The organism is Streptococcus sp. LYSM12 (assembly GCF_004569635.1).
Taxonomy (GTDB): Bacteria; Bacillota; Bacilli; order Lactobacillales; family Streptococcaceae; genus Streptococcus.
Map to the genome: position 1 here is coordinate 113,427 of NZ_SPOZ01000002.1, position 24,305 is coordinate 137,731.

Annotated in this window: 24 protein-coding genes and 1 pseudogene; 2 read left to right on the plus strand and 23 right to left on the minus strand. The window is 39.9% G+C overall.

The window, feature by feature from the left end; translation table 11 throughout:
* Positions 1-24 precede the first annotated feature (24 nt).
* Positions 25-1,035 (minus strand): putative sulfate exporter family transporter, encoded by a 1,011-nt coding sequence (locus E4T79_RS01080; RefSeq protein WP_135026889.1) that lies wholly within the window; start codon positions 1,033-1,035, stop codon positions 25-27.
* A 329-nt stretch (positions 1,036-1,364) separates the two neighbouring features.
* Here E4T79_RS01080 and E4T79_RS01085 point away from each other — a divergent pair, with 329 nt between their 5' ends.
* Entirely contained in the window at positions 1,365-1,811 is a 447-nt protein-coding gene (locus E4T79_RS01085) for a DUF1694 domain-containing protein (RefSeq protein ID WP_135026890.1), read from the plus strand.
* Between the two features lie 560 nt (positions 1,812-2,371).
* Here the strand turns inward: E4T79_RS01085 and serB are convergent.
* From serB to E4T79_RS01135, 11 genes and pseudogenes are all read right to left on the minus strand, one after another.
* Complete coding sequence (serB, locus tag E4T79_RS01090) at positions 2,372-3,013, minus strand: phosphoserine phosphatase SerB (RefSeq protein ID WP_135026891.1); 642 nt, start codon at positions 3,011-3,013, stop codon at positions 2,372-2,374.
* Positions 3,014-3,070: 57 nt separating this feature from the next.
* Positions 3,071-4,795 carry a septation ring formation regulator EzrA gene (gene ezrA, locus E4T79_RS01095; protein ID WP_135026892.1) on the minus strand — a complete coding sequence of 575 codons (1,725 nt, stop codon included), beginning with the start codon at positions 4,793-4,795 and terminating at the stop codon, positions 3,071-3,073.
* Positions 4,796-4,883: 88 nt separating this feature from the next.
* Positions 4,884-6,836 carry a DNA topoisomerase (ATP-hydrolyzing) subunit B gene (gene gyrB / locus E4T79_RS01100; protein WP_135026893.1) on the minus strand — a complete coding sequence of 651 codons (1,953 nt, stop codon included), beginning with the start codon at positions 6,834-6,836 and terminating at the stop codon, positions 4,884-4,886.
* 108 nt (positions 6,837-6,944) lie between these two features.
* Positions 6,945-7,070: a hypothetical protein gene (locus tag E4T79_RS11410; protein WP_280643150.1), complete on the minus strand. Its 126-nt coding sequence runs from the start codon at positions 7,068-7,070 to the stop codon at positions 6,945-6,947.
* Between the two features lie 390 nt (positions 7,071-7,460).
* The gene (locus tag E4T79_RS01105; protein ID WP_135026894.1) at positions 7,461-8,000 is read right to left on the minus strand and encodes a DJ-1 family glyoxalase III; all 540 of its coding nucleotides are present in this window, start codon (positions 7,998-8,000) and stop codon (positions 7,461-7,463) included.
* 7 nt (positions 8,001-8,007) lie between these two features.
* On the minus strand, positions 8,008-9,234 hold the full coding sequence (locus E4T79_RS01110) for an FtsW/RodA/SpoVE family cell cycle protein (protein WP_135026895.1): 1,227 nt from the start codon (positions 9,232-9,234) through the stop codon (positions 8,008-8,010).
* A gap of 491 nt (positions 9,235-9,725) precedes the next feature.
* A complete protein-coding gene (locus tag E4T79_RS01115) occupies positions 9,726-10,115 on the minus strand; it encodes a hypothetical protein (protein WP_135026896.1) in 390 nt (129 codons plus the stop codon).
* The gene (locus E4T79_RS01120; protein WP_228063745.1) at positions 10,112-10,660 is read right to left on the minus strand and encodes a hypothetical protein; all 549 of its coding nucleotides are present in this window, start codon (positions 10,658-10,660) and stop codon (positions 10,112-10,114) included. Before E4T79_RS01120 ends, E4T79_RS01115 begins: the two co-directional genes overlap by 4 nt.
* A gap of 258 nt (positions 10,661-10,918) precedes the next feature.
* The gene (locus tag E4T79_RS01125) at positions 10,919-11,161 is read right to left on the minus strand and encodes a type B 50S ribosomal protein L31 (RefSeq protein ID WP_067091298.1); all 243 of its coding nucleotides are present in this window, start codon (positions 11,159-11,161) and stop codon (positions 10,919-10,921) included.
* Between the two features lie 444 nt (positions 11,162-11,605).
* Positions 11,606-12,520: pseudogene (locus E4T79_RS01130) on the minus strand (FAD:protein FMN transferase); the annotation flags it as partial.
* The gene (locus E4T79_RS01135; RefSeq protein WP_135026898.1) at positions 12,507-13,445 is read right to left on the minus strand and encodes a bifunctional oligoribonuclease/PAP phosphatase NrnA; all 939 of its coding nucleotides are present in this window, start codon (positions 13,443-13,445) and stop codon (positions 12,507-12,509) included. The gene E4T79_RS01135 and the pseudogene E4T79_RS01130, both read right to left, overlap by 14 nt.
* Before the next feature lie 97 nt (positions 13,446-13,542).
* Between E4T79_RS01135 and E4T79_RS01140 the strand changes: the two genes are divergently transcribed.
* Positions 13,543-13,998 (plus strand): flavodoxin, encoded by a 456-nt coding sequence (locus tag E4T79_RS01140; protein WP_135026899.1) that lies wholly within the window; start codon positions 13,543-13,545, stop codon positions 13,996-13,998.
* A 1,185-nt stretch (positions 13,999-15,183) separates the two neighbouring features.
* Here E4T79_RS01140 and E4T79_RS01145 read toward each other — a convergent pair.
* From E4T79_RS01145 to E4T79_RS01200, 11 genes are all read right to left on the minus strand, one after another.
* Positions 15,184-16,410: a chloride channel protein gene (locus E4T79_RS01145; protein WP_135026900.1), complete on the minus strand. Its 1,227-nt coding sequence runs from the start codon at positions 16,408-16,410 to the stop codon at positions 15,184-15,186.
* A gap of 34 nt (positions 16,411-16,444) precedes the next feature.
* Positions 16,445-17,977 (minus strand): chloride channel protein, encoded by a 1,533-nt coding sequence (locus tag E4T79_RS01150; protein WP_135026901.1) that lies wholly within the window; start codon positions 17,975-17,977, stop codon positions 16,445-16,447.
* A 975-nt stretch (positions 17,978-18,952) separates the two neighbouring features.
* Positions 18,953-19,300 (minus strand): 50S ribosomal protein L19, encoded by a 348-nt coding sequence (gene rplS, locus E4T79_RS01160; RefSeq protein WP_067085767.1) that lies wholly within the window; start codon positions 19,298-19,300, stop codon positions 18,953-18,955.
* A gap of 350 nt (positions 19,301-19,650) precedes the next feature.
* Positions 19,651-20,562 (minus strand): DNA-binding protein WhiA, encoded by a 912-nt coding sequence (whiA, locus tag E4T79_RS01165; protein ID WP_135026902.1) that lies wholly within the window; start codon positions 20,560-20,562, stop codon positions 19,651-19,653.
* Positions 20,559-21,533, minus strand: coding sequence for a YvcK family protein (locus E4T79_RS01170; protein ID WP_135026903.1), 975 nt, complete (start codon positions 21,531-21,533; stop codon positions 20,559-20,561). The genes whiA and E4T79_RS01170 overlap by 4 nt, the downstream gene beginning before the upstream one ends.
* Entirely contained in the window at positions 21,530-22,417 is an 888-nt protein-coding gene (rapZ, locus tag E4T79_RS01175; protein WP_135026904.1) for an RNase adapter RapZ, read from the minus strand. Before rapZ ends, E4T79_RS01170 begins: the two co-directional genes overlap by 4 nt.
* Before the next feature lie 11 nt (positions 22,418-22,428).
* Positions 22,429-22,809 carry a RidA family protein gene (locus E4T79_RS01180; RefSeq protein ID WP_135026905.1) on the minus strand — a complete coding sequence of 127 codons (381 nt, stop codon included), beginning with the start codon at positions 22,807-22,809 and terminating at the stop codon, positions 22,429-22,431.
* Between the two features lie 357 nt (positions 22,810-23,166).
* Positions 23,167-23,397, minus strand: coding sequence for a hypothetical protein (locus E4T79_RS01185; protein WP_245168023.1), 231 nt, complete (start codon positions 23,395-23,397; stop codon positions 23,167-23,169).
* Between the two features lie 73 nt (positions 23,398-23,470).
* The gene (locus E4T79_RS01190; RefSeq protein ID WP_228063747.1) at positions 23,471-23,719 is read right to left on the minus strand and encodes a type II toxin-antitoxin system HicB family antitoxin; all 249 of its coding nucleotides are present in this window, start codon (positions 23,717-23,719) and stop codon (positions 23,471-23,473) included.
* Positions 23,706-23,963 (minus strand): HicA family toxin-antitoxin system, encoded by a 258-nt coding sequence (locus tag E4T79_RS01195; RefSeq protein WP_135026906.1) that lies wholly within the window; start codon positions 23,961-23,963, stop codon positions 23,706-23,708. Before E4T79_RS01195 ends, E4T79_RS01190 begins: the two co-directional genes overlap by 14 nt.
* A gap of 133 nt (positions 23,964-24,096) precedes the next feature.
* Positions 24,097-24,305, minus strand: a 209-nt coding sequence (locus tag E4T79_RS01200) for an SH3 domain-containing protein (RefSeq protein WP_194183746.1), incomplete at its 5' end; no start/stop codon positions are given.

Genomic DNA, 24,305 nt, shown 5'->3' on the forward strand with positions numbered 1-24,305 from the left:
ATAGCGTTTCCTCTTGTCCCCTTCCTAACCAATTCGGAAAACAAAGATTAATAGCAGTGCCATCACCAGCTGAAACAGTCCAATTAAGCCCATGTAAATGAGAAATCTGGGCCCTTCTTGAAGGAATTTCTTAAAGTCCAAACGAAGACCAATAGCAGCAAGGGCGGTAAGTTCAAACCAGGAGCTAAACAATTTCGACCCTGTACTGAAAAAGACGGGCATCGACAGGCTGCTATTTAAAAAACAAAGAATGAGAAAGGCTAGAATATACCAAGGAATACTCGCAAAAGTAAACTGTTTAGAGGTATTTTCAGGTATAACGGCCTGTTTTCTCTTAGTTATTAACCGTTCAAAAGAAAAGACAACCACTACCAGGAAAAGAATGCGTGTAATCTTGAACAAGGTAGCATATTGGATAACTGTTGCATTAATAAGGCTAGCAGAGGCTACAACCTGCCCAACGGACTGCAAAACACCACCTGTCAGAGCACTATTTGCTAAATCTGAAAAGCCAAAAATCTGTACACCAACCAAGGGCAATACAAACATCAAAATAGTCCCTAAGAGGTTGATTAAAACAATCGCCTGCCCCTTATCCCTACTATCTGCCTTGATAGCGGGTGCAATCGCTCCAATGGCTGATGAACCACAAACTGCATTTCCACCCGCAATCATGAGAGATATTTCATCCTGAAATCCTAGTCTTAACCCCAAAAAATATGTAAAGAAAATCACGCTAATCATCATAAAAATGATGTAAAACAGACCTGAAAGACCTAGGTTTCCAATTGTCTGAAAGGTTACCGTCAATCCCAGTAAAGCTACTGAAATCTCTAACAGTTTACTTTCTGAAAACTTAGTTCCTTTTTCAAAATACTCACTTCTACAAACTGTATTACCTAAGATAATTCCGATACAAATCGCTAGACTAGCTGCACCTATACTAGGAAAAAAGACTGCTAATCCTTTTGCCATGACCGCTACTAGAAAGGATAGAAAAAAACCTGGTAACATTTCCCCATTAAGTAACTTCATAAATACCTCCTTTGTTATATTTGACCTTATTGTACCATAGTTCTACTCTCTTGTTCTAGTTCAAAGAAAAACTCTCCCTGTCGTGCACATGAAGAAACTGCCTCTACCCATTGCCTAACTTATAGACTTTTTTATAGTTTAACATTGTTCATTCCTCATGATTGTGCTCGTTCATTCCCTAAGCCCTCCTATCGGATTCAAGGTTAAAGAATTGACACTGAACCCGATGAAATCAAGGGACTTCTAAGTTAACGACTATACCACATTTAAATTATGGGGTACATTTCACCCTATTTCCGAAACCACTCTTTTGTGCTATACTAGAAAATATGAAAGACATCAACAACATCATTATGCAACAAGCTGCTGGCGGATTAAAAATCAATCCAGACGAGCAACGAAAATTTTTAAATACCTTTGAGGAACGTGTAATTGGCTTGTGCAGTATTGAAGAAGCCAATTCGCAAGAGCTAGAAGATCATTTTAAAGAAATTCTAAGACAGATTACTCAGGATTACAAGCCTGTCTTGGTCAAAATTTCTCCCTTTATCGATAGTCAGAAACAGATTTTCTATCTGAAAGTCACTCAAAATTTAGGATGTGAAGCCACAATCGTCGCTGAAAACTGTGCTGCTATCTTTGGTTTAGTGATTCATACCGATTGCCCAACTCAGATTGAGGAACAAGAACTCTCAGCTCAATTTGCTACACTCCTCCACCCTACTCCCACCAAAACAGAGAAAAAATCCTCTTTTTGGAAAAAATTATTTGGTTAATACATACTGCAAGCTGTACTAGAATACAGCAAAATGAGTGAACGAAATAATCTAAATGGCTATAACACATTCCATTCATTATTATAGCCGTTTCGTTTATTTTTAGTACTAGGCAACGAGTCGCAGGTAGTACTGGAGTACAACAAGACGAGTGAACGAAGTAATAAAAAATATAAACGAAATGACTATACAGCCTTTCGTTTATTTTCTGTAATAAAACTAGGACTAAAACCCGTGTAGCAAAGAGCCGCATTTGTTTCAGCTTTAACTGATTACAAATGCGGCTCTCTTTAGCTCTAAAGCTTCTTAAGCATTGTAGGCTCTCGTCCCTTATCATTACACACACCCTAAACTCTGTACGAAAAAGGAGAAGCCTTGCAAGATTTATTTGCTGTACGGATACGGCTAGCTTAGGGATAGAATCGTCAGAGGAGTGACCATTCTACCCTATCCTAAAAAATAGAAAGCAAGAGCAGGAAAAAATGATTGCAAACGTTCACCTAACTTTTCGTCAAATTTCCCATTAGTCATTTCAATGAGCTTTTAGTGGGCTTGGTATCTTATTTAACGGCATCCATTAGTTCAAGAACTTTGGCGAGATTTTTTTCATCAATTTGATAAGGAGCCTGTTCTTGTACGATTGGCTTAGCACAAAAAGCAATTCCAAGACCTGCGGCCTGTATCATTGGCACATCATTAGCGCCATCTCCTACCGCAATTGTCTGCGCCAAGTCCAAGCCATTTTCTCTTGCCCATTGTTTAAGACAAGCTTTCTTGGTTTCCTTGGTGACAATATCGCCTAGCAGACGTCCTGTAAGAACTCCCTCTTCCACTTCTAAACGGTTGGCCTTCACGTAGTCAATTCCTAACCTTTCAGCAAGTACATCTACCGTTTCATGAAAGCCACCTGAGACTACGGCAACCTTGTACCCTCTCTCATGCAAAGTTTCAACTAGCTCTCTTGCCCCAGGCGTAAAATGAATATGTTTTAAAACACAATCAAACACACTAATAGGCAGTCCTCTTAATAGGGCAACTCTTTCAGCAAGTGCTTTTTTAAAATCAAGCTCCCCCCGCATGGCGCGTTCTGTAATTGCTGCCACTTCACTTCCAACTCCTGCTGCTTCTCCCAGCAAGTCAATTCCCTCTTCCAAAATGAGGGTACTATCCACATCCATAACCAATAAACCTTTTACTGTCATTTTTTCCTCTCCTTACTCTACTTTCGTATAAAACAAAAAGCCCTTGGGCTTTTTATTTTAATAACGAATCGTTTCTCTTGTTTTTTCATACGAACGTACAAATCGTTCAGTTACTCCAGGTTCAACAGCTTCTAAGGCAAATGAAATTTCTTCAAATGATGCCTGATAATCATAATCTTTCTCAAAAATTGCTAACGCACGAGTAAAGGCCTGTTGGATTGAAGCATTTGATGAACGATAGCGGTTTGAATACTGAAGTAACTGCTCTGTTAGAGCTGCATTCTGAACAATGGTATAAGTGACTTCTTCCAATTCATTCATATCAAATGTCGCATTTTCTAATAAACGATTGATGATTTCAATATTCATTCGCTTGTAATTCAATTCTGCTAACAAGGCTTCTACGTGGCTGCTCGTTCTAAAGAAGATAGATAAGAACTCCTCCGGAATCCCTGGAAGACTACGTTTTTCCATATATCGTTTTAAGGTATGCAACTGATTAATATAAAGGGTTGCTTTCTTACGAGCATTGGTTTCAGATGCTTCCTGTGATTTCAAATACTCTGCCAATACTAATTGCTCTTCCTCCATTTGTTTGAGGGTCGTCAGAGCATGCTCTAGACGTTCCTCTAGAATCGAATAAGCAACTTGTGGTGTTTCTAGTTCTGCAATACTATCATGCACGGTGCTTCCCATCGATGATAATTTAGCAGCAAGTTTCGAAATACGGGACAATTTACTATCCACTAAAACATAAGAATGGTTCAAGCGTTCTGCTTCTTCCGTCAGAATACCTGTATTATGAACAACGTGTTCAAGGAATTTTGGTAGATTTTTACTAATCTTAACAGCTCCCTTGTGAGCTTCAATTTCACGAGTGAAGATTTGATATAAGTAATCAATCTTCGCTTGGATTTCTCCGATTTCTGCCTCGGCAGCATCTAAATCAAATGATACGATAAGAGCAGTTGTTTCTCGAATGGCTACTCGAATTTCTTGGAAACGAGATTCTATACTTTCTTCTGTAAATAGATACCCCTCCTCTACCAACTTGCGGTAGCCAGCTTCCAGGTCCTCTAGTTGATCTGGGAAAGACTGATTTACTTTCTCAATCAAGGCAGGAATCCGATCCATAATTTGATTGAGGGCAATCATGTGCTCTTCTGTCTTATCTAAAATACCTGCAGCTTCAATCGGGTCACCGGATGAGTTGAGCATCACAAATTCAGAAAATTCAACTTCAATATTCTTGAGTTGCTTCTCCAACTCTGGCAACGTTTCACCATATTGTTCTGCATGATCACGAACAGATTCCTGCAAACTATCAAAGAGATCCAATGCATGCTTGACACGACCTGAATTTCTCTCTTCCTGCTCTTTCAAATCCTTTAATCCTTGACGAATGGCAATAATATCTTCTTCAACCAAGTCGATTTGGCTCTCAATGCTGTCAATAGCATTCTTCGCACGAACAAATCGGAAAGAATTATTAAAAGCCTCTGCTTCAAAAATATGATTTTCAATATCCGCAAAGGAATTGAGAGATAAATCTACCCATTTCTGGTTCCATTCACGAAAAGATACTTGACTTTGACCAATCAAATGCAGACTCTTCACTGCTTCCACTTCATCGTTAACAGGTAAATTAAATAAATCTTCTTTTTGTTCTTCTAACGCAATCAATAAATTATCATTTCGTTTACGGGCGATAAGGCAAGCAATATAAGCAATAATTAAGATAACAACAATCGCAACGATTAAAATGATTGTTCCTCTAGACATGTAAATCTCCTTAGATAATAGTTTGTACTGGAAAATATCGCTTTATTATATCATACTTTTTGGCGATATGCACTTGTTTTCTAGAAATTTAAACATCAAGTGTCGAGTAGACCGCATTTTCTTCGATAAATTCGCGACGAGGTTCCACCTTATCTCCCATGAGCATATCAAAAATTTTATCCGCCTCTGCTGCATCATCAACAGATACACGAGCCATTAGGCGATTTTCTGGATTCATCGTTGTTTCCCATAGTTGATGATCATCCATTTCTCCAAGCCCTTTGTAACGTTGAATGGTTGGTTTAGATCGTCCTTGACTATACCGTTCAAGTGCTTCCTGCAATTCCTGCTCTTGATTGACACCAGGTTGAATATACTCTTTGACATCACTTCCAACCTTGACACCATAAATCGGTGGTTGAGCAATATAGACATAGCCAGCTTCCACAATCGGGCGCATATAGCGGTAAAAGAGGGTCAGAAGAAGGGTTCTGATATGGGCACCATCAACATCGGCATCAGTCATGATCACAAGTTTTTGGTAGCGAGCCTTACTTACATCAAATTCAGCTCCAAAACCCGTTCCCATAGCAGTGAAAAGACTACGAATTTCTTCATTGGCCAATATTTTATCCATGCTGGCTTTTTCAACGTTAAGGATTTTCCCACGGATAGGTAAAATCGCTTGAAATTCACGATTGCGTCCTGACTTAGCTGAACCACCCGCTGAATCTCCCTCTACGATAAAGAGTTCGGTCTGAGCTGGATCATTTGAGGAACAATCTGCCAATTTCCCAGGCAGGTTTGAAATTTCCAATCCTGATTTCTTACGGGTCACTTCCCGTGCTCGCTTAGCTGCAATCCTAGCCTTGCTTGCCAAAATTCCTTTTTCTACAATACGACGAGCAACTTGTGGATTTTCTAATAAAAATTCTGAAAAAGCTTCTGAGAAAAGGCGATTTGTAATCTTAACGACTTCACTATTTCCAAGCTTGGTCTTGGTCTGCCCTTCAAACTGCGGTCCGGGGTGTTTTACAGAAATGACTGCTGTCAACCCCTCCCGAACGTCCTCGCCCGTCAGATTATCTTCGTTTTCTTTAAGAATTTTATTTTTCTTAGCATAGTCGTTGATGACACGGGTCAAAGCTGTACGGAAGCCTTGCTCATGTGTTCCACCCTCATGGGTATGAATGTTGTTAGCAAAGCTGACTACGTTTTCATGATAGCTTGTCGTATACTGCATAGCTACTTCAACCGTAATATCATCCATTTCACCATCAGTATAGATAGGTGTTTCAAAGATAACATCCTTATTTTCATTGAGATATTCAACGTATGAAGCGATACCGCCCTCATAATGATACTGCTTGCTTTGTTCTAAGTCTTCACGCTTATCTGTAATCGTCAAGTGCAGACCACGATTGAGAAAGGCCAGTTCCTGCACGCGCTTATTGAGTTTAGCAAAATCAAACTCTGTCGTTTCAGTAAAAATTTCTGGGTCTGGTGTAAAATGAACCGTCGTTCCTGTCCTATCTGTCTGATCAATGATTTCAAGATCTGCCACTACTTCTCCGCGACGGTATTCTTGGTAGTAGACATTCCCATTCTTGTAGACGCGTACATCTAGTTGCGTTGATAAGGCATTTACAACCGATGAACCCACTCCATGCAGACCACCAGATACCTTGTAGCCACCACCGCCGAATTTTCCTCCAGCATGAAGCACCGTAAAAACAGTTTCAACCGCTGGACGTCCTGTTTTTTCTTGAATATCAACTGGGATTCCACGTCCATTATCAACAACTGTAATCGAATTGTCTTTCTCAATATAGAGTTCAATGTGGGTCGCAAAACCAGCCAAGGCTTCATCAATGGAATTGTCAACGATTTCCCAGACCAAATGGTGCAAGCCCTCTTTAGAGGTCGAACCAATATACATTCCTGGACGCAAGCGTACCGCTTCCAGTCCTTCTAAGACTTGAATCTGGCTGGCATCATATTCCTGAACTTTTTCCTGTAAGTTATTGATTTCTTCTATCATTCTTTTTCCTTCATTTTCTGGCAAAACAGCCTTTTTAAAACCTTATGTAGATATTGCTCCCCCAATAACGAGAACACAAACAACTTTGTATTTCCAAGCTTTAACAATTCACGCAACTATTAACACAATGCTCATTTTGAACCCAAGGTATAAAAATGCCATTCTTAGCAACTCCTTTGTCCTTGCTAAGAATTGCACTTGCTGCAAAATAATCACTTTATGCCCTGCTTTCATCTCCACTCTCCTAAACTTAGGAAGCAAGCATTCAATGAACAATCATTACCCAAGTCTGAAGACTAGCAGGCTGAGCTAATATGAAAAGTATTGATAGCTATTTCTAAGCACTGAAGAGGAGCACTCGTGAGTGACCTTTCTAACACAAAAATAATATGCTATTGTTGAATAGCATTTTGGTTTCAACGACTGTTCTACAAATCATCTATTCATAATCAGACTAGCAGAACTAGTATCTCTTATTATATCATATTTTTCACTATATTCCTACAAAAAAAGGAGGATGAAGCCATCGTCATTTCATAATAATCGATTGTCTACACTCCCCTTACTTTGTACAGTCACCAAGCCACTTCTCGTCAAATCTCTTTCAAGGCAAGTACGCTACACCTACTGCTCATAAACCATTGACCTTGCCAGACTGGAGCCATCTCCACCGATAAGATCCACCAAGGTATAAGCAAAGGCCAAGGCTGTTCCTGCTCCCCGGCTAGTCACAATAGTTGCATCAACGACTACCGTTTCTGATACATGATGGCCAGAAGCAATCGTTTTTTCTTGCCCAGGATAGCAAGTATAGCGACGATCTGCTAAAAGCCCTGCTTTTTCCAAAACAATCGGTGCCGCGCAAATGGCTGCTATATACGTATCTTTTTTAGCAGCCGCCTGCAAGGCTGCAATCAAGCCTGTATGATTCTGCAAATGAACAGATCCTGGCATTCCTCCTGGCAGGACAATCATGTCATATGCTGATAAATCTCCGGTAAAGAGCTTATCTGCCTGCACCTTAATTCCATGAGAGCCCTCGACTTCTAGGCCTGTCAACCCTACCATATCACATGTAATAGATGCTCGACGTAAAACATCTACTGGTGTTAGAGCTTCAATTTCTTCAAAACCATTTGCTAACACAACTGCTACTTTTTTCATAATGCACCTATCTTTCTACACGTTTAATCGTGATTTTCTGATATGCTCGCGACTTATTGTAACGCTGTTCATTGGACAAAGTATATTGATAAGTCATCGATAACATCAAGCCAACACCGATAAGATTGGAAATGATGGAGGAACCACCTTGGGAGATAAATGGTAGGGGAATACCTGTCAAAGGGAGGACACCAATAGCTGCCCCGATATTTTCAAAGACATGGAAGAGCAGCATCATAATGTAACCTGTCGAGATATAGGTGTAAAAACGATTATTGGACTGTAGGGTAATCCGTAACATGCGATAAATCAACAAGGTATAAAGTCCAATCAAGGTCACACCACCTACAAAGCCAAAATCTTCCCCAATAACTGTAAAAATCATGTCACTTTCCCGAACAGGAACAAGGAGATTGGTTTTATTAAAGCCCAGACCTTTGAGGCCACCACTACCAATGGCTATTAAACTCTGTGCCTGTTGGTAGGTCGTTGATTTTGCATTTTTAAAGGGATCCAGCCAGGCTGCAATACGGTTAATTTTATACGTATCCATACCGATATTGTGCAAAAAGGTTGTTCCACCTGGCGCAATGAAAAGAAGTAAAAAGCCTCCTACTAATACAACCGCAGTTATAAACGTTGGCAACAGAATCTTCCATGATACACCTGATAGCAGAACCATTCCGCTGAAAATGGCGAGAAAGACAAGAGAAGTCCCCAAATCCTTTTGAAAATAGAGAAGCAACAGAACAGGGAGCGTCCACACCGTCAAATAGCCTATCAGCTGAAAATCTTTTTGAATGGTCTTGACTGGATGCTTCTTTTGAAAACTAACTATACTTCGAGCCATCATCACAATGTAGGAAATTTTCATGAATTCAGAGGGCTGAAAGAGGGTCACACCACGAATTGTCACCCAGTTTTTCGCACCAGTTGAGGCCACTAATTCAGGACTATAAAATACCAACGGTAATACCATTAAACCGATCCCCAAAATGTATAAAACCGGTGTCACCGTCCATAAGAATTTGGTACTAAACAACATAACTAAAAAAGCAAGGCTGATACCCAAAAGAACCCATATCAACTGCTGGCCGACAATAGCAGCAACATTGTGGGGAAAGTCCTGACTAACTGCAATATAAACGGCGACAATCCCAATTAACAGTAAAAAAAACACAGGTAAAATCAAGGCATAGTCAACACGGCTCTCCAAAGAGGGAGTCTTTTTCATTTTTTGTCCTCACACTTTCAGTCAATTCACTTTTCTAGTATAGCAGAAAATGGAAAAATTTTGAACTAAGAAGACAAAGAAACTTGATACTCCCCAATTTGTAAAATGAAGTTGGACAGAAAAAAGCCATCTATAGTAAACTCAGAAAAATACCCCATTTTCTGAAAGGATACCCTGCTATCTGCCCCAATAGTGAATAACTTGAGGGGAGGTATAATCTAATAGATATCTTGCTAGAGCTCTTGCTTAACATTGTGGCTAACGTTGTCGCTTACTTCGTTTGCAAGTGGTTAGATGATGAGCTGAACCGATAGCTATCCCTACCCATTAATCTCAACTAGAGAACATAACAAAGCCCTCAGGAACGGCAATTTCTGGGGCTTTATTATAATATCTTTACTTATTTTATAGTATAATCTTGCAAAACTTTTACTCAATAAAATATATTGCTATCTACCCTAATAATGAATAACTTAAAGAAAGACATATTACTAGTCTGAGAACTGACCAAAATAATATTTTTTCTTAAAATCATCAAATGTCATCAATTCATTAAAAGTATATAATCTCTCGTCTAGTTCATAGATATCACTAGTAGCAAAAAACTCTAATCCTATGTCTTCAATCTTCGATATTTCTTTAACAACTAAACTAACTCTTCCACCATTAGCATTATCGTACTCATCATTAACTTTTTGGGAAATAAGAATGAACAATTGATTAATAATGTCAATTTCTTCATCAAAAAAAAGTTGAGAGAACTCTAAATTTGCAGGCAAGTCGAATTTCCCTAAGATAATTAGTTCCGAAAACGATGAATAATCTTCTCGTTTTGGAGTGAATTGATGTTCAACAAGAACCCTAGCTATATAATTCCTCATTTTTTAAATCGTCCATCTTGTAATAGTTTTTTAGCTCTAGCATTTCCTGAATTTGCTTCTTTTTTAATTTCTTTTAATGTTTTATCTAAGTACTCTCCTGGAAATTCTCTTCTTACCCCAGCTTTTCTACGGTTACTAATGATATCATTAGCTGTCATATTATCTTCATTATTGAAGAAGTTTATGATAGCATTCGCTGCCCAGTGGGTAACATAGATGGTTACTCCAGCTACAACAACTGCTCCAGTAGCTGCTAATAGAACTTGTCCTCCCCCAGGAATAAAGTAAGAGCCAGCATAATAGGCAGCACCACTAATTGCAACCGCAGAACGTGGTTGAATTTGCGGTTGAGGAGTAGCCGTTTCAAGTAATACAACTAATTCTTGTTCAGTATAAGAATGACCATTTATAATTAGCTCATTATCAGTAACTATAACAGTTTCAAAAGAGGAATTTAAAACAGTAGTATCTTGTTCACTTGCCAGAATAGAAACAGAAGGTAGCGCTATATTGGCACTAATTATTGCAATACACAATAGTGTCATACACTTGATGCGTTTTGACTTTATAAAAAAACTCCATTTTAAGTACTTTTCATATGAATCATATCATAAATAACTTAAAATGTAAGGCGTTTTCATTTCCTGGGATTGTTTCATAAAGTTTTCCAATAAAATTTTTTGGAGGCATATCCGAGAAAATTATTTTATAAAATAATTTCAGACTGAAAACAGTCCTCTGGACTATAATTCGCTTTCGTTTTTCTAGGTTCATGAAAAAACAGTCCAGTGGACTGTTTTTTTTTATTTGAGACCGTACTTTTTGTTGAAGCGATCCACACGTCCATCTGCTTGAGTGAACTTTTGACGTCCAGTGTAGAATGGGTGTGAGTCTGATGAAATTTCCACACGAATCAATGGGTAAGTTTCACCTTCAAATTCGATAGTTTCTTTAGAGTTCTTTGTAGAACCACTAAGGAACTTATAACCAGTAGTTGTGTCCATGAAGACAACTGTGCGATATTCTGGATGGATATCTTTTTTCATTTTAAAAATTCCTTTCTGCCATGGACTCTTTCTGAGCCATAGATAAATACCTACATAGTCTATCATATTTTCATTATCTTGGCAACACTTATCTCCCATTTTTCACGACAAACACATGACAGTACAAGTTCTGAACCTTTATTTGTGAAACAAAACGCCTTGTCCTACAAAAAACAGATACAGCGTTCCTACTTTTTTGAAAATAAGGAGCACTACGACGCAGCAAACATATGCCTCACTCTAACCAACTTTCGTGCGGTTGTCCTGTCAATTAGGTTATTGAATGGAAGCACCAGAGGTAGCATCGGTTGTCACTGTGACCCCAAAATTTCCTTCAGATACTCCGGAATCTGTATCTGTCCTCAAGTCCCCAGCATCTCGTGTGGAAAGGGATAAATCAACGGCTTCATAACCATTCTGCTCCCCATCTAATAACATGATACGGTCCTGTAGACCCGGTGTAACAATCATCTGATGACCGTTCGTGATAATAATAGCTTCCAGCCCTTCTTCTAGAATAGCCTCATAAATGTCATGAATTGACCCACCAAACAAACGAGTCGTCCATATTTCGCCATCAATAGATTTCTTGGAAACAACGGTCAAACTAGCTACGTCGCTCACAACAGGATAGCCAGTCCGGCTATCAAAAATATGATGATAGGTCTTCCCCTCATAGGTCAGAGTTCGTTCATAAATACCTGAGGTTACGACCGACTCAGCCCCAATTTTCAAAATCGCAATATTGTTTCCACGAGGAAGTTTGGGATGTTGAATACCAATCTGCCACAGTCCATCTGCGGTATGGCTTGCTTTGCCAAAGGTTAAGACATTTCCGCCAAGATTGATAAAACCACTTGACACTCCTATTCTCTCTAAATGTTCAACGATTCGATCAGCAACATATCCCTTTGCAAGGGCTCCAAGATCAATAGCCATCCCCTTTTTTCTTAGATAGACCGACTGCTCTTGTTCATTTAATCCAATATCCCAGGGATTGATAAGAGCTCGCTTTTCCTCAATCTCAGTTTGACTAGGCACACGTGCGTCTGTAAAGCCAATCCGCCAGGCCTGAACCAATGGACCAATCGTGATATTTAACCGACTATGAGGCTCACAACTGTGAAGCTTTCCAATCGCAATCATCTCAAACAAATCGGCTGCCACAGGTACTGCCTGCACTCCTGCATTGAGATTAACTTCCATGAGTTCAGAGGTCAAATCATTGGCCGAAAAACGATCCTTATAAAGATAGAGGAGCTCTTCTACTTGGTCTAAAATCGAATCTATCTCCTGGTGCCAAATTTTGACCTCAATCACCGTGCCCATAAGATGAATACAGCGACTACCTACTTGCATCTGCTGCCACCTGTTGTAGCTCCTTATAGATTTCCTCGTTTTCTTCTATGGAATACGAGTTTGCCCCACTGGCTAATGGATGTCCTCCCCCGTGGTGGCGTTTAGCAATCTCATTGATTGGCAAAAACTTACTCCGCAAGCGTACACGATAGGATCCGTCTGGCTGCTCAACAAAGACACCCCAATTTTTAACAGTGTTGACTCGACCTGGCACCCCTACAATAAAGGATGTGTCAGCATCAGAGATACCGTACTCCTTGAGCAAGCTTTGGCTGAGAATCACGCGTGCAGCGCCATTTTCATCTATTTCTAAATGATTATAGACATAGCCAATAACCTTTGCAATAGTATCGTCTACTGAGTCCATCTGCCGTGAAAGCCCTGCAAAATCAAAATTATACTGACGAAGTTCAGCTACAATTCTAAAGGTCTTAGCAGAGGTCGCTGGATAAAGAAAACGTCCCGTATCACCAACAATACCTGCATACAGGGCATAAGCAATATCGCCATCCATTTCCAACCCCATTTCCAAGGCGAAATGCGCAATCATCTCGCTGCATGAACTTGCGTCAGTATCAACCCAGGAAAGGTCACCGTAGACTTCATCATTGGGATGATGATCGATCTTGATGAGAAATCCACCCTGATTATAGCGCTTATCGTCAATCCGTGCTTGATTAGCCGTATCCGTCACAATAATCAAGGCTCCTTGATATTCCACATCCTCAACTGTATCCATCTGAGCCAGCCAAGCAAGGTTCGGTTCTGTATAACCTGTTACCTTGATAGTCTTTTCAGGAAATCTTTTTTGCAATAAGCGTTGCAAGCCCACTTGACTACCTAAGGCATCTGGATCAGGACGCATGTGCCGATGAATAATAATCGTCTGATACTCTTTTATTTTTTCAAAAATCATTTCTAACATACTCTATTCTCCTTTTTTTATTCTATCACAAAATGGAGCTTTTAAAAATTTGGAGAATGTGGTATACTAATGCTATCATCAATTTTGGGAGGAAACTATGGCACTGGCAAAAATTGTCTACGCTAGCATGACAGGTAATACTGAGGAAATTGCGGATATTGTCGCAACAAAACTCGAAGAGCTCGGTCTTGAAGTGCACAACGACGAATGTACGACCATTGAAACCGAAGAAATTTTAGACGCGGATATTATTATCGTGGCAACCTATACGTATTCTTACGGTGGGGACGGCGAATTACCAGATGAAATCGTTGATTTCTATACGGATTTGGCTGACTATGACCTGACAGGAAAAATCTATGGTGTATGTGGATCAGGCGATACTTTCTATGAGGATTTCTGTAAATCCGTAGACGATTTTGACCTCATGCTAGCATCACGTGGCGCAACCAAAGGAGCAGACAACGTCAAAGTTGACTTGGCAGCTGAGGAAGACGACATCGTTCGTCTTGAAAAGTTTGCAACAGACCTCGTTGCAGCTTTAGAAGCCTAATCACTTGCATATCAAAAGGAGTGGGATGAAGTTACGATTTCAACGTATCAAACATCCTCACTCCTTTATTTTAGGTCTTACAAGATACAAGAGCGTAAAAAGCGCATGAAAAATAGGAGACTGACGTAGTGTTCGATGAACACAAGGAAATCTATCTTTTTTCCAAGCTTTTAGCTCGAGTTCAATTTCACAAGATACAAAGCCCGTAAAAAACTCAAAGCGAAAATAGGAAATTTGACGAGTGAAAAGCTCCAGTGGAGGTTTTCAGCCTACTTCCTAAAAGTATCCGTAAGCAAGTAAACCTCGCAACAACTTCGTCTCTTTTTCGCACAGAGTTTAGGGCGTTAAGAGCAACGTAAAAATAGAAGATTGACGTAGTGTTCGATGAACACAAGGAAATCTATCTTTTTTACACAGCTCTTAGCCCGAGTTCAATTTCACCAAGATACAAGAGCGCAAAAAGCGCATGAAAAATAGGAAACTGACGCAGTGTTCGAAAAACACAAGGAAATCTATCTTTTTTACACAGCTCTTAGCCCGAGTTCAATTTCACCAAGATACGAGGGCGTTAAGAGCAACGTAAAAATAGAAGATTGACGTAGTGTTCGATGAACACAAGGAAATCTATCTTTTTTACACAGCTCTTAGCCCGAGTTCAATTTCACCAAGATACAAGAGCGTAAAAAGCGCATGAAAAACAGAAGTTGCAAGCAACTTCGTCGTGAGACCCCTGCGAGGATAGCGAGACTCCTCACAAATGAAATGCAGGGAAGAAATAGCTAGCTACCGCTAAACCATCGTGCAACCAAATGGGCTTGGTACCTAAAGCTAGTCACAACACCTCTCTTTTTTTTTCGATTGTTTTGCCTGGGTTGACATAAGAGGTGAGGATATTATAGCCGTTTCGTTTATTTTTAGTACTAGGGCAACGAGTCGCAGGTAGTACTAGAGTACAGCAAGACGAGTTAACGAAGTAATAAAAATATAAACGAAATGACTATAAGAAATGAAAAAGCCTATCGAGGAAACTAAGTAAGAGTATACAGTAATTTTTTTACCGACCACACTTTCGATTTTTAAGCTTGGCTAGAAATAATCATTCACCTGACCGTTTTTAGCCCTAATGGGAGTCGCACGTATCATCTGTTAAAGAGAGGATTGAGTATCTTTTCAATCTCTTTTTAGTTACTCTCCTCCAATACTTAGACTCCTTTGTAAACCATAGATGGATTGGCTACGATTGAGTATGTAGCTGATGATGATTGTGATAGTAAAAAATGGGAGATTCTGAAATCCAAAGACTTCTCCGCCAATCAAGATTGGAGCAAGTAAGGTATTAGTCGCACTAGCAAAAACACTGATATAACCAGTAGCTGCTACTAATTCGACCGGCAGTCCGACGATTGGAGCAAGAATGACCCCAAGTGAGGCACCAATCGCAAATAGGGGCGTCACTTCGCCACCTTGAAAACCTGCCGCCAAGGTCAGTGTGGTGAAGAGCAATTTCAATAGAAAATCGTAACTGTAAATCTGTTGAGTGGAAAAACTCGCTTCAATCAAGTTAGTCCCAAGGCCACTATAGCGTCCAAAGTGAGAAAAACCAAGTGCTAAACTAAGTAAAATTCCCATCATAAAAATCCTCCAATAAGGATTTTTCACATAATGAGCAAGCCTTTTTTTTAACAAATTTTGGAAATAGACAAAGAGATTTCCTGTCATCCCAAATAAAATCCCAAGTAACACACATTTTAAGAACACATCTACTGTGATGATCTGCGTGAAAGATAGAAAATACGAAAATTTTTCCAACCCTAAAAGATGCGAGAAACTGCTAGCCGTATAAACTGCAAATAAGCACGGAATTAGGGCATACAATTGCAACTGACCAATAGTGAGGACTTCTAAAGCAAAGAATAAGGCTGCTAGCGGTGTTTGAAATAAGCCAGCAAAGCCTGCTGCCATTCCTGTCACAACCAGTATCTGAGTAGAATTAGGAAAGGTGAAATAAGGAGTAAAACGATGCGAAATGGTCGCCCCAAGTTGGACTGCCACTCCCTCTCGTCCAGCGCTCCCACCAAAAAGATGGGTCAACCAGGTCGAAATCACAACCAAAGGAATCAAGTACAAGGGAATTGTCTGACGTTCTCCATGTGCCACCTCAAAAATCAAGGCCATCCCTTTCTGAGCTTCTTTGCTAAAAAATTGATATAAAAAGACAATCACGAGCCCAGCTAAGCCTAAAAAGGGGAGGAGATAGGGCAAGGCAGCTGATCGAACCTCCCCTGCATAGAGCAATACGCGACCAAAGATGGTATCAATAATTCCAACGAGTAATCCAATCACCACTCCTACCATTCCCAAGTACAAACACAACCGGTAAGAATATTGATAACTATCGGTTATCTTGTTCATTATCTATCACCACTCCTTCTTTTTCAATAAATACCTACATCACTAACTCTGTAACCTTGCTCATCTCTTTCTCATTGACAACTACAAAAATAGTCGCTCCCGCATGCAAGAGTGTCTCTCCGTCTACCAATTCGGACTGTTGATGATAAATTTGGGTTGTAATGAGGATATTTTTAGGAAGATTCAATTCCCTCACTTTTTTCCCAGCAATCTTATCTGAAACAATTAACTCAATGAGGGTGGGTTCAACAATGTCTGTCGTATGAGCAATCGTCATCTTAGCAAGCATGGCCTCATAAATCGGCTCACCTTTCAACAAATCCATAACAATATAGGCAACCAGAGTAACAATACCAATGGTCATCAGTTGTTTCAAATCCCCGACCATTTCCGTTACCAAGATTATCGCGGTCAGCGGTGCTTTTGAAATTGCGCCAAAATAGCCCGCCATTCCCAAGACGATAAAAAGAGGCAAGGCAGCTGCAGAAATCAGATGAAGGTGTTCCAGAACCAGGCCAAAAGCCATTCCTAAAAGAGAGCCCAGTGTCAGCATAGGTAAGAAAATACCTCCTGGTAAGCCACTGCTATAGGAAAGCATGCTCCAAAAAAAGCGAATAATAAAATAGAAACAAACCGTCGTCAAAAGCATATTTTCCTGAGCAATAGAAAGGATCAGACGATGCCCACCGCCTAGTAACTGCGGATAAAAATAACCAACTGGAATGACTAAAAAACACCCGATGATGCCATAAGCATACGGCGGAATATGAACGTTTTCCCCGACAAAGTCATAGAAACGATGGAAGTTTAAAATTACCTTTTCATAGCCAAAGCCCATAACCCCTAAAAACATACCTAGCAAGATAAAAATCCAATATTGCTTTAAGGCTAGAAAGGGCAGTTCTTGATTCATGGATAGAACTGGTGTCAAACCAAAAATATTTAAAGATATGAAATTGGCAACCAGACTTGCAACCAAGGCTGTTACCCAAACCATACGAGAAAAATGGTGGTAAATTTCTTCGACAACAAAGAGGAGTCCCGCAATCGGCGCATTAAAGGCTGCTGAAAGTCCTGCTGCTGCTCCACTTGCAATAAAGGCTCTTGTTTCCATACGACTGGCTTTCAAAAATTTAGCTACTCCTTTAGCAGACATGGCTCCTAACTGGATACTTGGTCCTTCACGGCCTAGCATAAACCCCATTGAAATGGAAAAGCTCCCTGCAATGAATTTCTTCCAAAGAACACTCCACCAATCCGTCTGGAGCAAACCTTTTAATTCTCCTTCAATATGGGGAATACCTGAACCTTTGATGTCTGGCTCCGACTTTACTAAAAGACTAATAATCCAAACCACAAAAAGACTAGTCAAGGTCAGCGGTACCAGTAATAATGGATTCGTCTGCGCTTTTTGATAGATAAAAATCATTTCTTCAAAAAGCATTTCTATTGCTAAACGAAACAAGCTGACGACAATCCCCGACACAATCCCTACGACAATGCCACGCCAAACAAAGCTCATAATGGAACTCGCTGAAAAACGAAATTCCCTATGATGATTTTCCATAATCTCTCCTATCCTCCCATTAAAAGTAAATATTCCCCAGATACATTGATAGCCTATCAACAGATATTTACCAATTCTAAATAGTTTCTTCCCTTATTTTACCAGATATAAACCAATTTTTCGAGGGAAAGCTACTCGTTACAATAGAAAAACTCAAGCTAGCTCACCTCTATTTATCAACGGTTCCTATTATATGAGTATTGGATGATGTCACACATTTTTATGCTTCAATCACCGTATAAACCAAAGTTCAAAAAAGTACGATATAGTCTTTTCGTTTGCTTTTAGTACTAGGCAACGAGCTGCAGGCTGTACTGGAGTACGGCAAAGCGAGGTAACGAGGTAATAAAAGATAAACGAAAGGACTATACCAGGCAACGAGCTGCAGACTGTACTAGAGTACGGCAACGTGAGTGAACGAAGTAATAAAAGATAAACGAAAGGACTGTAACAACAAAGAAGTTGGTATTTAACGGGTAGGGGTCCCTTGTGCTAACATAAAAACACCCTCGATGTGACCGCGGTGTTTTCCAATATGCTTTATTTATCGCACTTTTAAACCTTGATATTCTCCAACACTCTCCTAAAAAAGTGAAACACCAAGTCTATTTCCAGATTTTCTTTCCTCACACCTAGCCCCTCTGATTAAAAGCGAGTTCTAATCAAAGCTTAGGCATTCCGCCCCACAAATAACACGCAAAATAGGCTCACAGAACGCATAAGGCGACAGAATGTAGCAACGAGAGTATAACAAAAGCACTTGAGCTATTCATCCTTTTTAGGGAGATGATCCATGTATCTTCCCTGCAGGAATCGAACCTGCAATTAATTCTTAGGAGGAATTTGTTATATCCATTTAACTAAGGGAAGGCTCTTTTATTGTACCGTAGACGGGAACAGATTGCAAGTAGAAATTAGAAAAAGCACCCTAAGGGTGCTCAAATCCATCATTGGACTAAAAGACCAATCGTTTGATTAACGACGGATTTCTTTGATACGCGCAGCTTTTCCTTGCAATGCACGTAGGTAGTATAATTTCGCACGACGTACTTTACCGTAACGTACTACTTCAATTTTATCAACACGTGGAGTGTGGATTGGGAATGTACGTTCTACACCGATACCGCTAGAAATCTTACGGACAGTATACATTTCTGAGATGCCTTGACCTTTACGAGAAATGACAACTCCCTCAAAAATCTGGATACGTTCGCGGCTTCCCTCAACAACCTTAGCATGAACACGCACAGTGTCACCAGGACGGAATGCAGGGATGTCAGTACGAAGTTGACCTTCTGTCAAACTTTGAATTAATGGATTCATGTTTCTTTATTCTCCTATCTTGCCAATCATGGGAGCCCTTGTCCCAGCGGATTAACCGTTTTTTGTGTGTCCATTACACACTTTTTCTATTATATACAAAGATTGGATAATTGTAAAGCAAAACACGTATTATTTTATATCAGACTTGTTTCGGAACCTTACTCCAGCTCAAGAGTGAGTATAGAACAGATTTACTCCGACCACTGGGTCCAATCGATGGCTCCTAGCCTATCCATTTTCCTAGTAGGAACAGCGTGATTGAAAGCAAAAGATCCTAGCGAAGCTAAGCCAATGGATTCGTTTAGCCCAGACGAAAGCTTCATGAAATAGTATGGGAATGATGATGAGAACTACAATTTATCGGCAATTTTATTGATTTTGCGCAGGCGATGATTGAGACCACTCTTGGTAATCGGTTTTGAGAGGCTATCAGCTAGTTGTTGAGTCGAAAAATCTGGATGCTGAATCCGCAGTTGTGCAACTTCTTGTAAATCAGCCGGTAATTGATCCAAACCAATCGTTTCCATTATTTTAGAAATATTGTTGATAGTCTTCATGCTAGCGGTCACGGTGCGGGCAATGTTTGCAGCTTCTGCGTTGATTGCGCGATTAAGATCGTTTCGCGTTTCACGTAGCACCTTAACATTCTCAAATTCAGTCTTGGCTTCCTCAGCACCAATAATTAAAAGAAAATCCATGATGTCTTCTGCTCGCTGCAAGTAAGTAATACTCCCCTTAGAACGCTCAATCACCTTGCCGTCCAAGAGGAACTTTTGGAGGAGTTTGGCCAAGTCCTGGGCATGATCATTGTAGATTGAGGCGATTTCTAATTGGTACTTACCTGTTTCTGGGTCCTTAATCGACCCGCTAGCTAAAAAAGCACCTCGTAGATAAGACTGGCTCCAGCTATCACTTTCCAAAATCACAGGTGCAATACCTGGTTCTAAACCAAAAAAACTATCGGCCAGGTAAAGATCATTTAAAATGTCATTGACCCCGTTCTCCAAAAATACCGTATAAACACGATTTTTTCGCAGGTTTGTCTTTTGGTGATGACGGATTTCAGCCTTAACTTGGTAGAAGCGATAAAGCATTTCATAGAGATGACGGGCAATTTTAGCATTTTCACTGCTAATAGACAAGGTGAGCCCAGATGATGCCAACCCGAGACTCCCCGATAACTTAATCATAGCCGCCAATTCACTTTTTTCATGTTGTCCTTGACTGATGATTTCTTCTTTTACTTGCACGCTGAAACTCATGATTTCACCTGCAAGATTTTCAAGAGTTCTTCGACGACTAAATCACCGTCATGAAAGGCTCCGCCATTTTCAAGCCTTAAAAAATTAGAGGAAATCACCCGCTGAGCTTGCGATTGCAAGCCGATAAAGTCATGTTTTACTTGAACCAAATATTCATCAAACTGATGGGTATTCATGTATTCTTGGGGGACTGGTTCAATATTGACCAATACCGTATCAATAAACTGCTCACCTAGATGCTTATTCAAAACTCGTACATGATCTGCATCGCTGAAAAATTCAGTTTCACCTCGCTGAGTCATGATATTGCAAACATAGGTTACATCAGCCTTGGTCTCTTTCAAAGCTTGACCGACTTCTGAAATCATGAGATTGGGTAAAATCGAGGTAAAGAGAGACCCTGGCCCAAGGACAATCATATCACTTTCCAAGATACTCTCTACCACTTTCCGACTGGCTGTCGGTTCATCTTGATTGTAGGAATTAGTTACATAAACGTGGTCAACCATTCCTTTGTAACCTGCAATCTTGCTTTCACCCACCACCTCATGTCCGTCTGTAAAAACAGCATGGAGAGTTAAAGCATTTTCACTTGAAGGATAGATTGTTCCCGTTGTATGAAAAAATTTAGACAAGAGTTGCATGGCATGATAAGTTGACCCCTGCATCTCAGAAATACCTGCAATAATCAGATTTCCCAAAGGATGACCTGCTAGCGCACCGTCTGTTTCCGCAAAGCGGTACTGAAAGATACGCTCATAAAGCTTTGGCATATCAGACATAGCAAGCAAGACATTGCGTAAATCACCGGGTGGTGTCATCTGCAAGGCCTGACGGATTTCCCCTGATGAACCTCCGTCATCTGCCACCGTCACAATCGCGGTAATATCTACATCCTTATCACGCAGGCTTTTGAGAATAACAGGAATACCTGTACCGCCTCCAATGACGGCAATTTTAGGTTTTCTCATGAACGATTAACCGTCTCCTTTCGTCTCTCTTTATCCCGATGACTAAGGTTAACTGTCCAGCCCTTTTCTAAATCATCTGCCAGACGCTTAGCAAAAGCCACACTGCGATGCTGACCACCTGTACAACCCACCGCAATGGTTAAAACAGACTTCCCCTCCTTTTGATAGCCTGGTAAAATGGGCTCAATCAAGCCTAACAAATGGCGGTAAAAAGCCTCAGATTCCTCATGCTCCATGACATAATCAAAAACTGGCTCGTCTAGTCCTGTCAAATTTCGCAATTCAAGTTGATAATAAGGATTTGGCAAGAAACGCACATCAAAGACTAGATCCGCATCAAGTGGCAGGCCGTATTTGAATCCAAAGGAAATCACTTCCACTCGAAAAGAAGAGTGGTTGCCTAAGCTGGCAAACCGATCTGAAATTTCTTTACGGAGATTACGAGGAGTCAACTCTGTCGTATCAATCACATTTTGGCTCATATTTTTGAGCGGTGCTAGCAATTCACGTTCCATATGGATTCCGTCAAGAACTCGTCCGTCTGCTGCTAGTGGATGCGAACGGCGCGTTTCCTTATAACGAGCCACCAATTCACTATCAGTCGCATCCAAAAAGAGAATTTTAAAATCCACATCGTCCGCCGCTTCAATCTCATCTAAAACCTGACGGATTTCAGCAAAAAAAGAACGACTACGCATATCGACAACGAGAGCTACTTTATCATTGTCTTGACTGTGGCGAATCAATTCTAAAAATTTGGGCAAAAGAGCTGGTGGCATATTGTCAACCGTAAAATAACCCAAATCTTCAAAAGACTGGATGGCTACGGTCTTTCCAGCACCTGACATTCCTGTAACAACTACAAGATGAAGTTTTTCAGACATAGCTTTCCTCTCTAGTTTTCCACGACTGCAATGACTTCAATTTCAACTTTGACATCGCGTGGCAGACGAGCCACTTCGACTGCTGATCGAGCTGGAAATTCAGCACTAAACGCTGTTTTATAGACTTCATTAAAAGCCACAAAGTCATTCATATCGCTTAAGAAACAAGTCGTTTTCACCACATGATCAAAATCAGTTCCTGCTTCTGTCAAAATCGCTCGAATATTCTTCAAAACCTGGGTCGTTTGTTCTTCAATCGTAGTCCCCACAACCTCACCCGTCTCTGGAGACAGGGGTACCTGACCCGATGCAAATAACAAATTTCCGACAATCTTTCCTTGAACATAAGGTCCGATTGCTGCAGGGGCTTTATCTGTGTGAATGGTTCTCATACTCATACCTCTTTCATTTTTCTTTATTATAGCATAAATATCTCTTACTATAAACTGAACCATTAACAATATCTAAACAGTTGATAAAACAGCGTTTTTTAATTTTATAACATTCGCTCAATCGCTATCATTCAAAAATAAACGTAGTAAAATACGTAGTAAAAAATGCTGGGGAATATGATTTTAAAGTCTATCTGAGTAGGCTTTTTTCAATTCGCAGTTTTTGACAAAAATTTGATTTTGATAATAAAAAACAGGTCCGCTATACCCGACATTTTTGAAAAAGTCCAATATAACGAAAAACACCAGCACGAGGCTGGCGCAGGAGATTATGGAAAATTTTAGGAGTGAATAATTCTAGTCTTGATTAAAATTCAGATCAGGAATTTGAATTGCTCCATACGCCCCTTCAGAAAACAAGCCAACATATAATTTAAACTTCTCTATCATTGGACTGACAAGTGCTCGTTGAAATTCACTGTCTTGTGAAATATCCTCTGGTAAATCAGCAACCTTAACAGAATATACCGCATCCATTTCTGCAGTGACTTTATACTGACTATCTGGGTAAAAAATTTCCATTTTCATTAGAATAAGTTGATTTTCTCTCTCTTCCTCCCTATCAGGAAGACTCATACTAATAGTGGCCTTTCCATCCTCATCAAATATAGGATTCTAAAGAATCCTCAATAGGTTCTTTAATCTCTCTCCCCCACTCAAGATTCGCCTCAATCCAGTCTGCCTTCGCTAATTCAATTTCTTCATAAACCTCCTCTAAAGACTCACCATAAACAATTAAGCCTGGTAATTCTTTAATAGAAGCAGTGAATAATAATTCACCATCATCATAAATTTTTTCAATTAAAATCGGATAGTCCAATCCAAGATAATATTCTTTATCTTTCATCATTTAAACCCTCCTCCAATTCTATCACTTTCTCAATCATTTTTATAACTTTCTTTACATAAACTGGCTTTATCGGCTTATGTCGCGGTATTGGATAGCTCTCTTCTAATAAAGCGTGAGAGGTTATTGAATGATTGGTTCCTTGCTTCCACATAAAACCATATTTTTTACATAGAGCTTCTAAGCGTTCAGGGGTAACAGATTTGGGGTTATTCTTTATTCTTTGCAAATCCTTTTCCTTGCCCATGATATACCTCGTTTATTTTGACACTACATATAGTATCACACTAATTATATACAAAAAAAATAATGATTGCAAGTTCTTTTATTTTAACTAACAAAAAAAATCCCGCCCAGTTTCCTGAGCGGGTGTAGCTATATTATTTAAAAGTTCCCCAAGCAGATCCGAAACGTTCTCCGTTTTTGGTCGCGCCTGTAGCGACATAGTTGCGCTTTCCGCTACCACCAATATAAGAAATCCAAACAAATCCGTTTAAATCAATAATAACTAGGTCATACTTGATGGTTTGACCTTTTTTGTATTGAGCTACAATTTCGCCTGATGTATTTGGTGCTCTGCGGACATTGA

What these genes read in the sequence shown, in the direction of transcription:
- E4T79_RS01080 (WP_135026889.1), bottom strand. Translation starts at nt 1,035, where the DNA reads ATGAAGTTACTTAATGGGGAAATGTTACCAGGTTTTTTTCTATCCTTT.
- E4T79_RS01085 (WP_135026890.1), top strand. Translation starts at nt 1,365, where the DNA reads ATGAAAGACATCAACAACATCATTATGCAACAAGCTGCTGGCGGATTA.
- serB (WP_135026891.1), bottom strand. Translation starts at nt 3,013, where the DNA reads ATGACAGTAAAAGGTTTATTGGTTATGGATGTGGATAGTACCCTCATT.
- ezrA (WP_135026892.1), bottom strand. Translation starts at nt 4,795, where the DNA reads ATGTCTAGAGGAACAATCATTTTAATCGTTGCGATTGTTGTTATCTTA.
- gyrB (WP_135026893.1), bottom strand. Translation starts at nt 6,836, where the DNA reads ATGATAGAAGAAATCAATAACTTACAGGAAAAAGTTCAGGAATATGAT.
- E4T79_RS11410 (WP_280643150.1), bottom strand. Translation starts at nt 7,070, where the DNA reads ATGAAAGCAGGGCATAAAGTGATTATTTTGCAGCAAGTGCAATTCTTA.
- E4T79_RS01105 (WP_135026894.1), bottom strand. Translation starts at nt 8,000, where the DNA reads ATGAAAAAAGTAGCAGTTGTGTTAGCAAATGGTTTTGAAGAAATTGAA.
- E4T79_RS01110 (WP_135026895.1), bottom strand. Translation starts at nt 9,234, where the DNA reads ATGAAAAAGACTCCCTCTTTGGAGAGCCGTGTTGACTATGCCTTGATT.
- E4T79_RS01115 (WP_135026896.1), bottom strand. Translation starts at nt 10,115, where the DNA reads ATGAGGAATTATATAGCTAGGGTTCTTGTTGAACATCAATTCACTCCA.
- E4T79_RS01120 (WP_228063745.1), bottom strand. Translation starts at nt 10,660, where the DNA reads ATGACACTATTGTGTATTGCAATAATTAGTGCCAATATAGCGCTACCT.
- E4T79_RS01125 (WP_067091298.1), bottom strand. Translation starts at nt 11,161, where the DNA reads ATGAAAAAAGATATCCATCCAGAATATCGCACAGTTGTCTTCATGGAC.
- E4T79_RS01135 (WP_135026898.1), bottom strand. Translation starts at nt 13,445, where the DNA reads ATGTTAGAAATGATTTTTGAAAAAATAAAAGAGTATCAGACGATTATT.
- E4T79_RS01140 (WP_135026899.1), top strand. Translation starts at nt 13,543, where the DNA reads ATGGCACTGGCAAAAATTGTCTACGCTAGCATGACAGGTAATACTGAG.
- E4T79_RS01145 (WP_135026900.1), bottom strand. Translation starts at nt 16,410, where the DNA reads ATGAACAAGATAACCGATAGTTATCAATATTCTTACCGGTTGTGTTTG.
- E4T79_RS01150 (WP_135026901.1), bottom strand. Translation starts at nt 17,977, where the DNA reads ATGGAAAATCATCATAGGGAATTTCGTTTTTCAGCGAGTTCCATTATG.
- rplS (WP_067085767.1), bottom strand. Translation starts at nt 19,300, where the DNA reads ATGAATCCATTAATTCAAAGTTTGACAGAAGGTCAACTTCGTACTGAC.
- whiA (WP_135026902.1), bottom strand. Translation starts at nt 20,562, where the DNA reads ATGAGTTTCAGCGTGCAAGTAAAAGAAGAAATCATCAGTCAAGGACAA.
- E4T79_RS01170 (WP_135026903.1), bottom strand. Translation starts at nt 21,533, where the DNA reads ATGAGAAAACCTAAAATTGCCGTCATTGGAGGCGGTACAGGTATTCCT.
- rapZ (WP_135026904.1), bottom strand. Translation starts at nt 22,417, where the DNA reads ATGTCTGAAAAACTTCATCTTGTAGTTGTTACAGGAATGTCAGGTGCT.
- E4T79_RS01180 (WP_135026905.1), bottom strand. Translation starts at nt 22,809, where the DNA reads ATGAGAACCATTCACACAGATAAAGCCCCTGCAGCAATCGGACCTTAT.
- E4T79_RS01185 (WP_245168023.1), bottom strand. Translation starts at nt 23,397, where the DNA reads ATGAAAATGGAAATTTTTTACCCAGATAGTCAGTATAAAGTCACTGCA.
- E4T79_RS01190 (WP_228063747.1), bottom strand. Translation starts at nt 23,719, where the DNA reads ATGATGAAAGATAAAGAATATTATCTTGGATTGGACTATCCGATTTTA.
- E4T79_RS01195 (WP_135026906.1), bottom strand. Translation starts at nt 23,963, where the DNA reads ATGGGCAAGGAAAAGGATTTGCAAAGAATAAAGAATAACCCCAAATCT.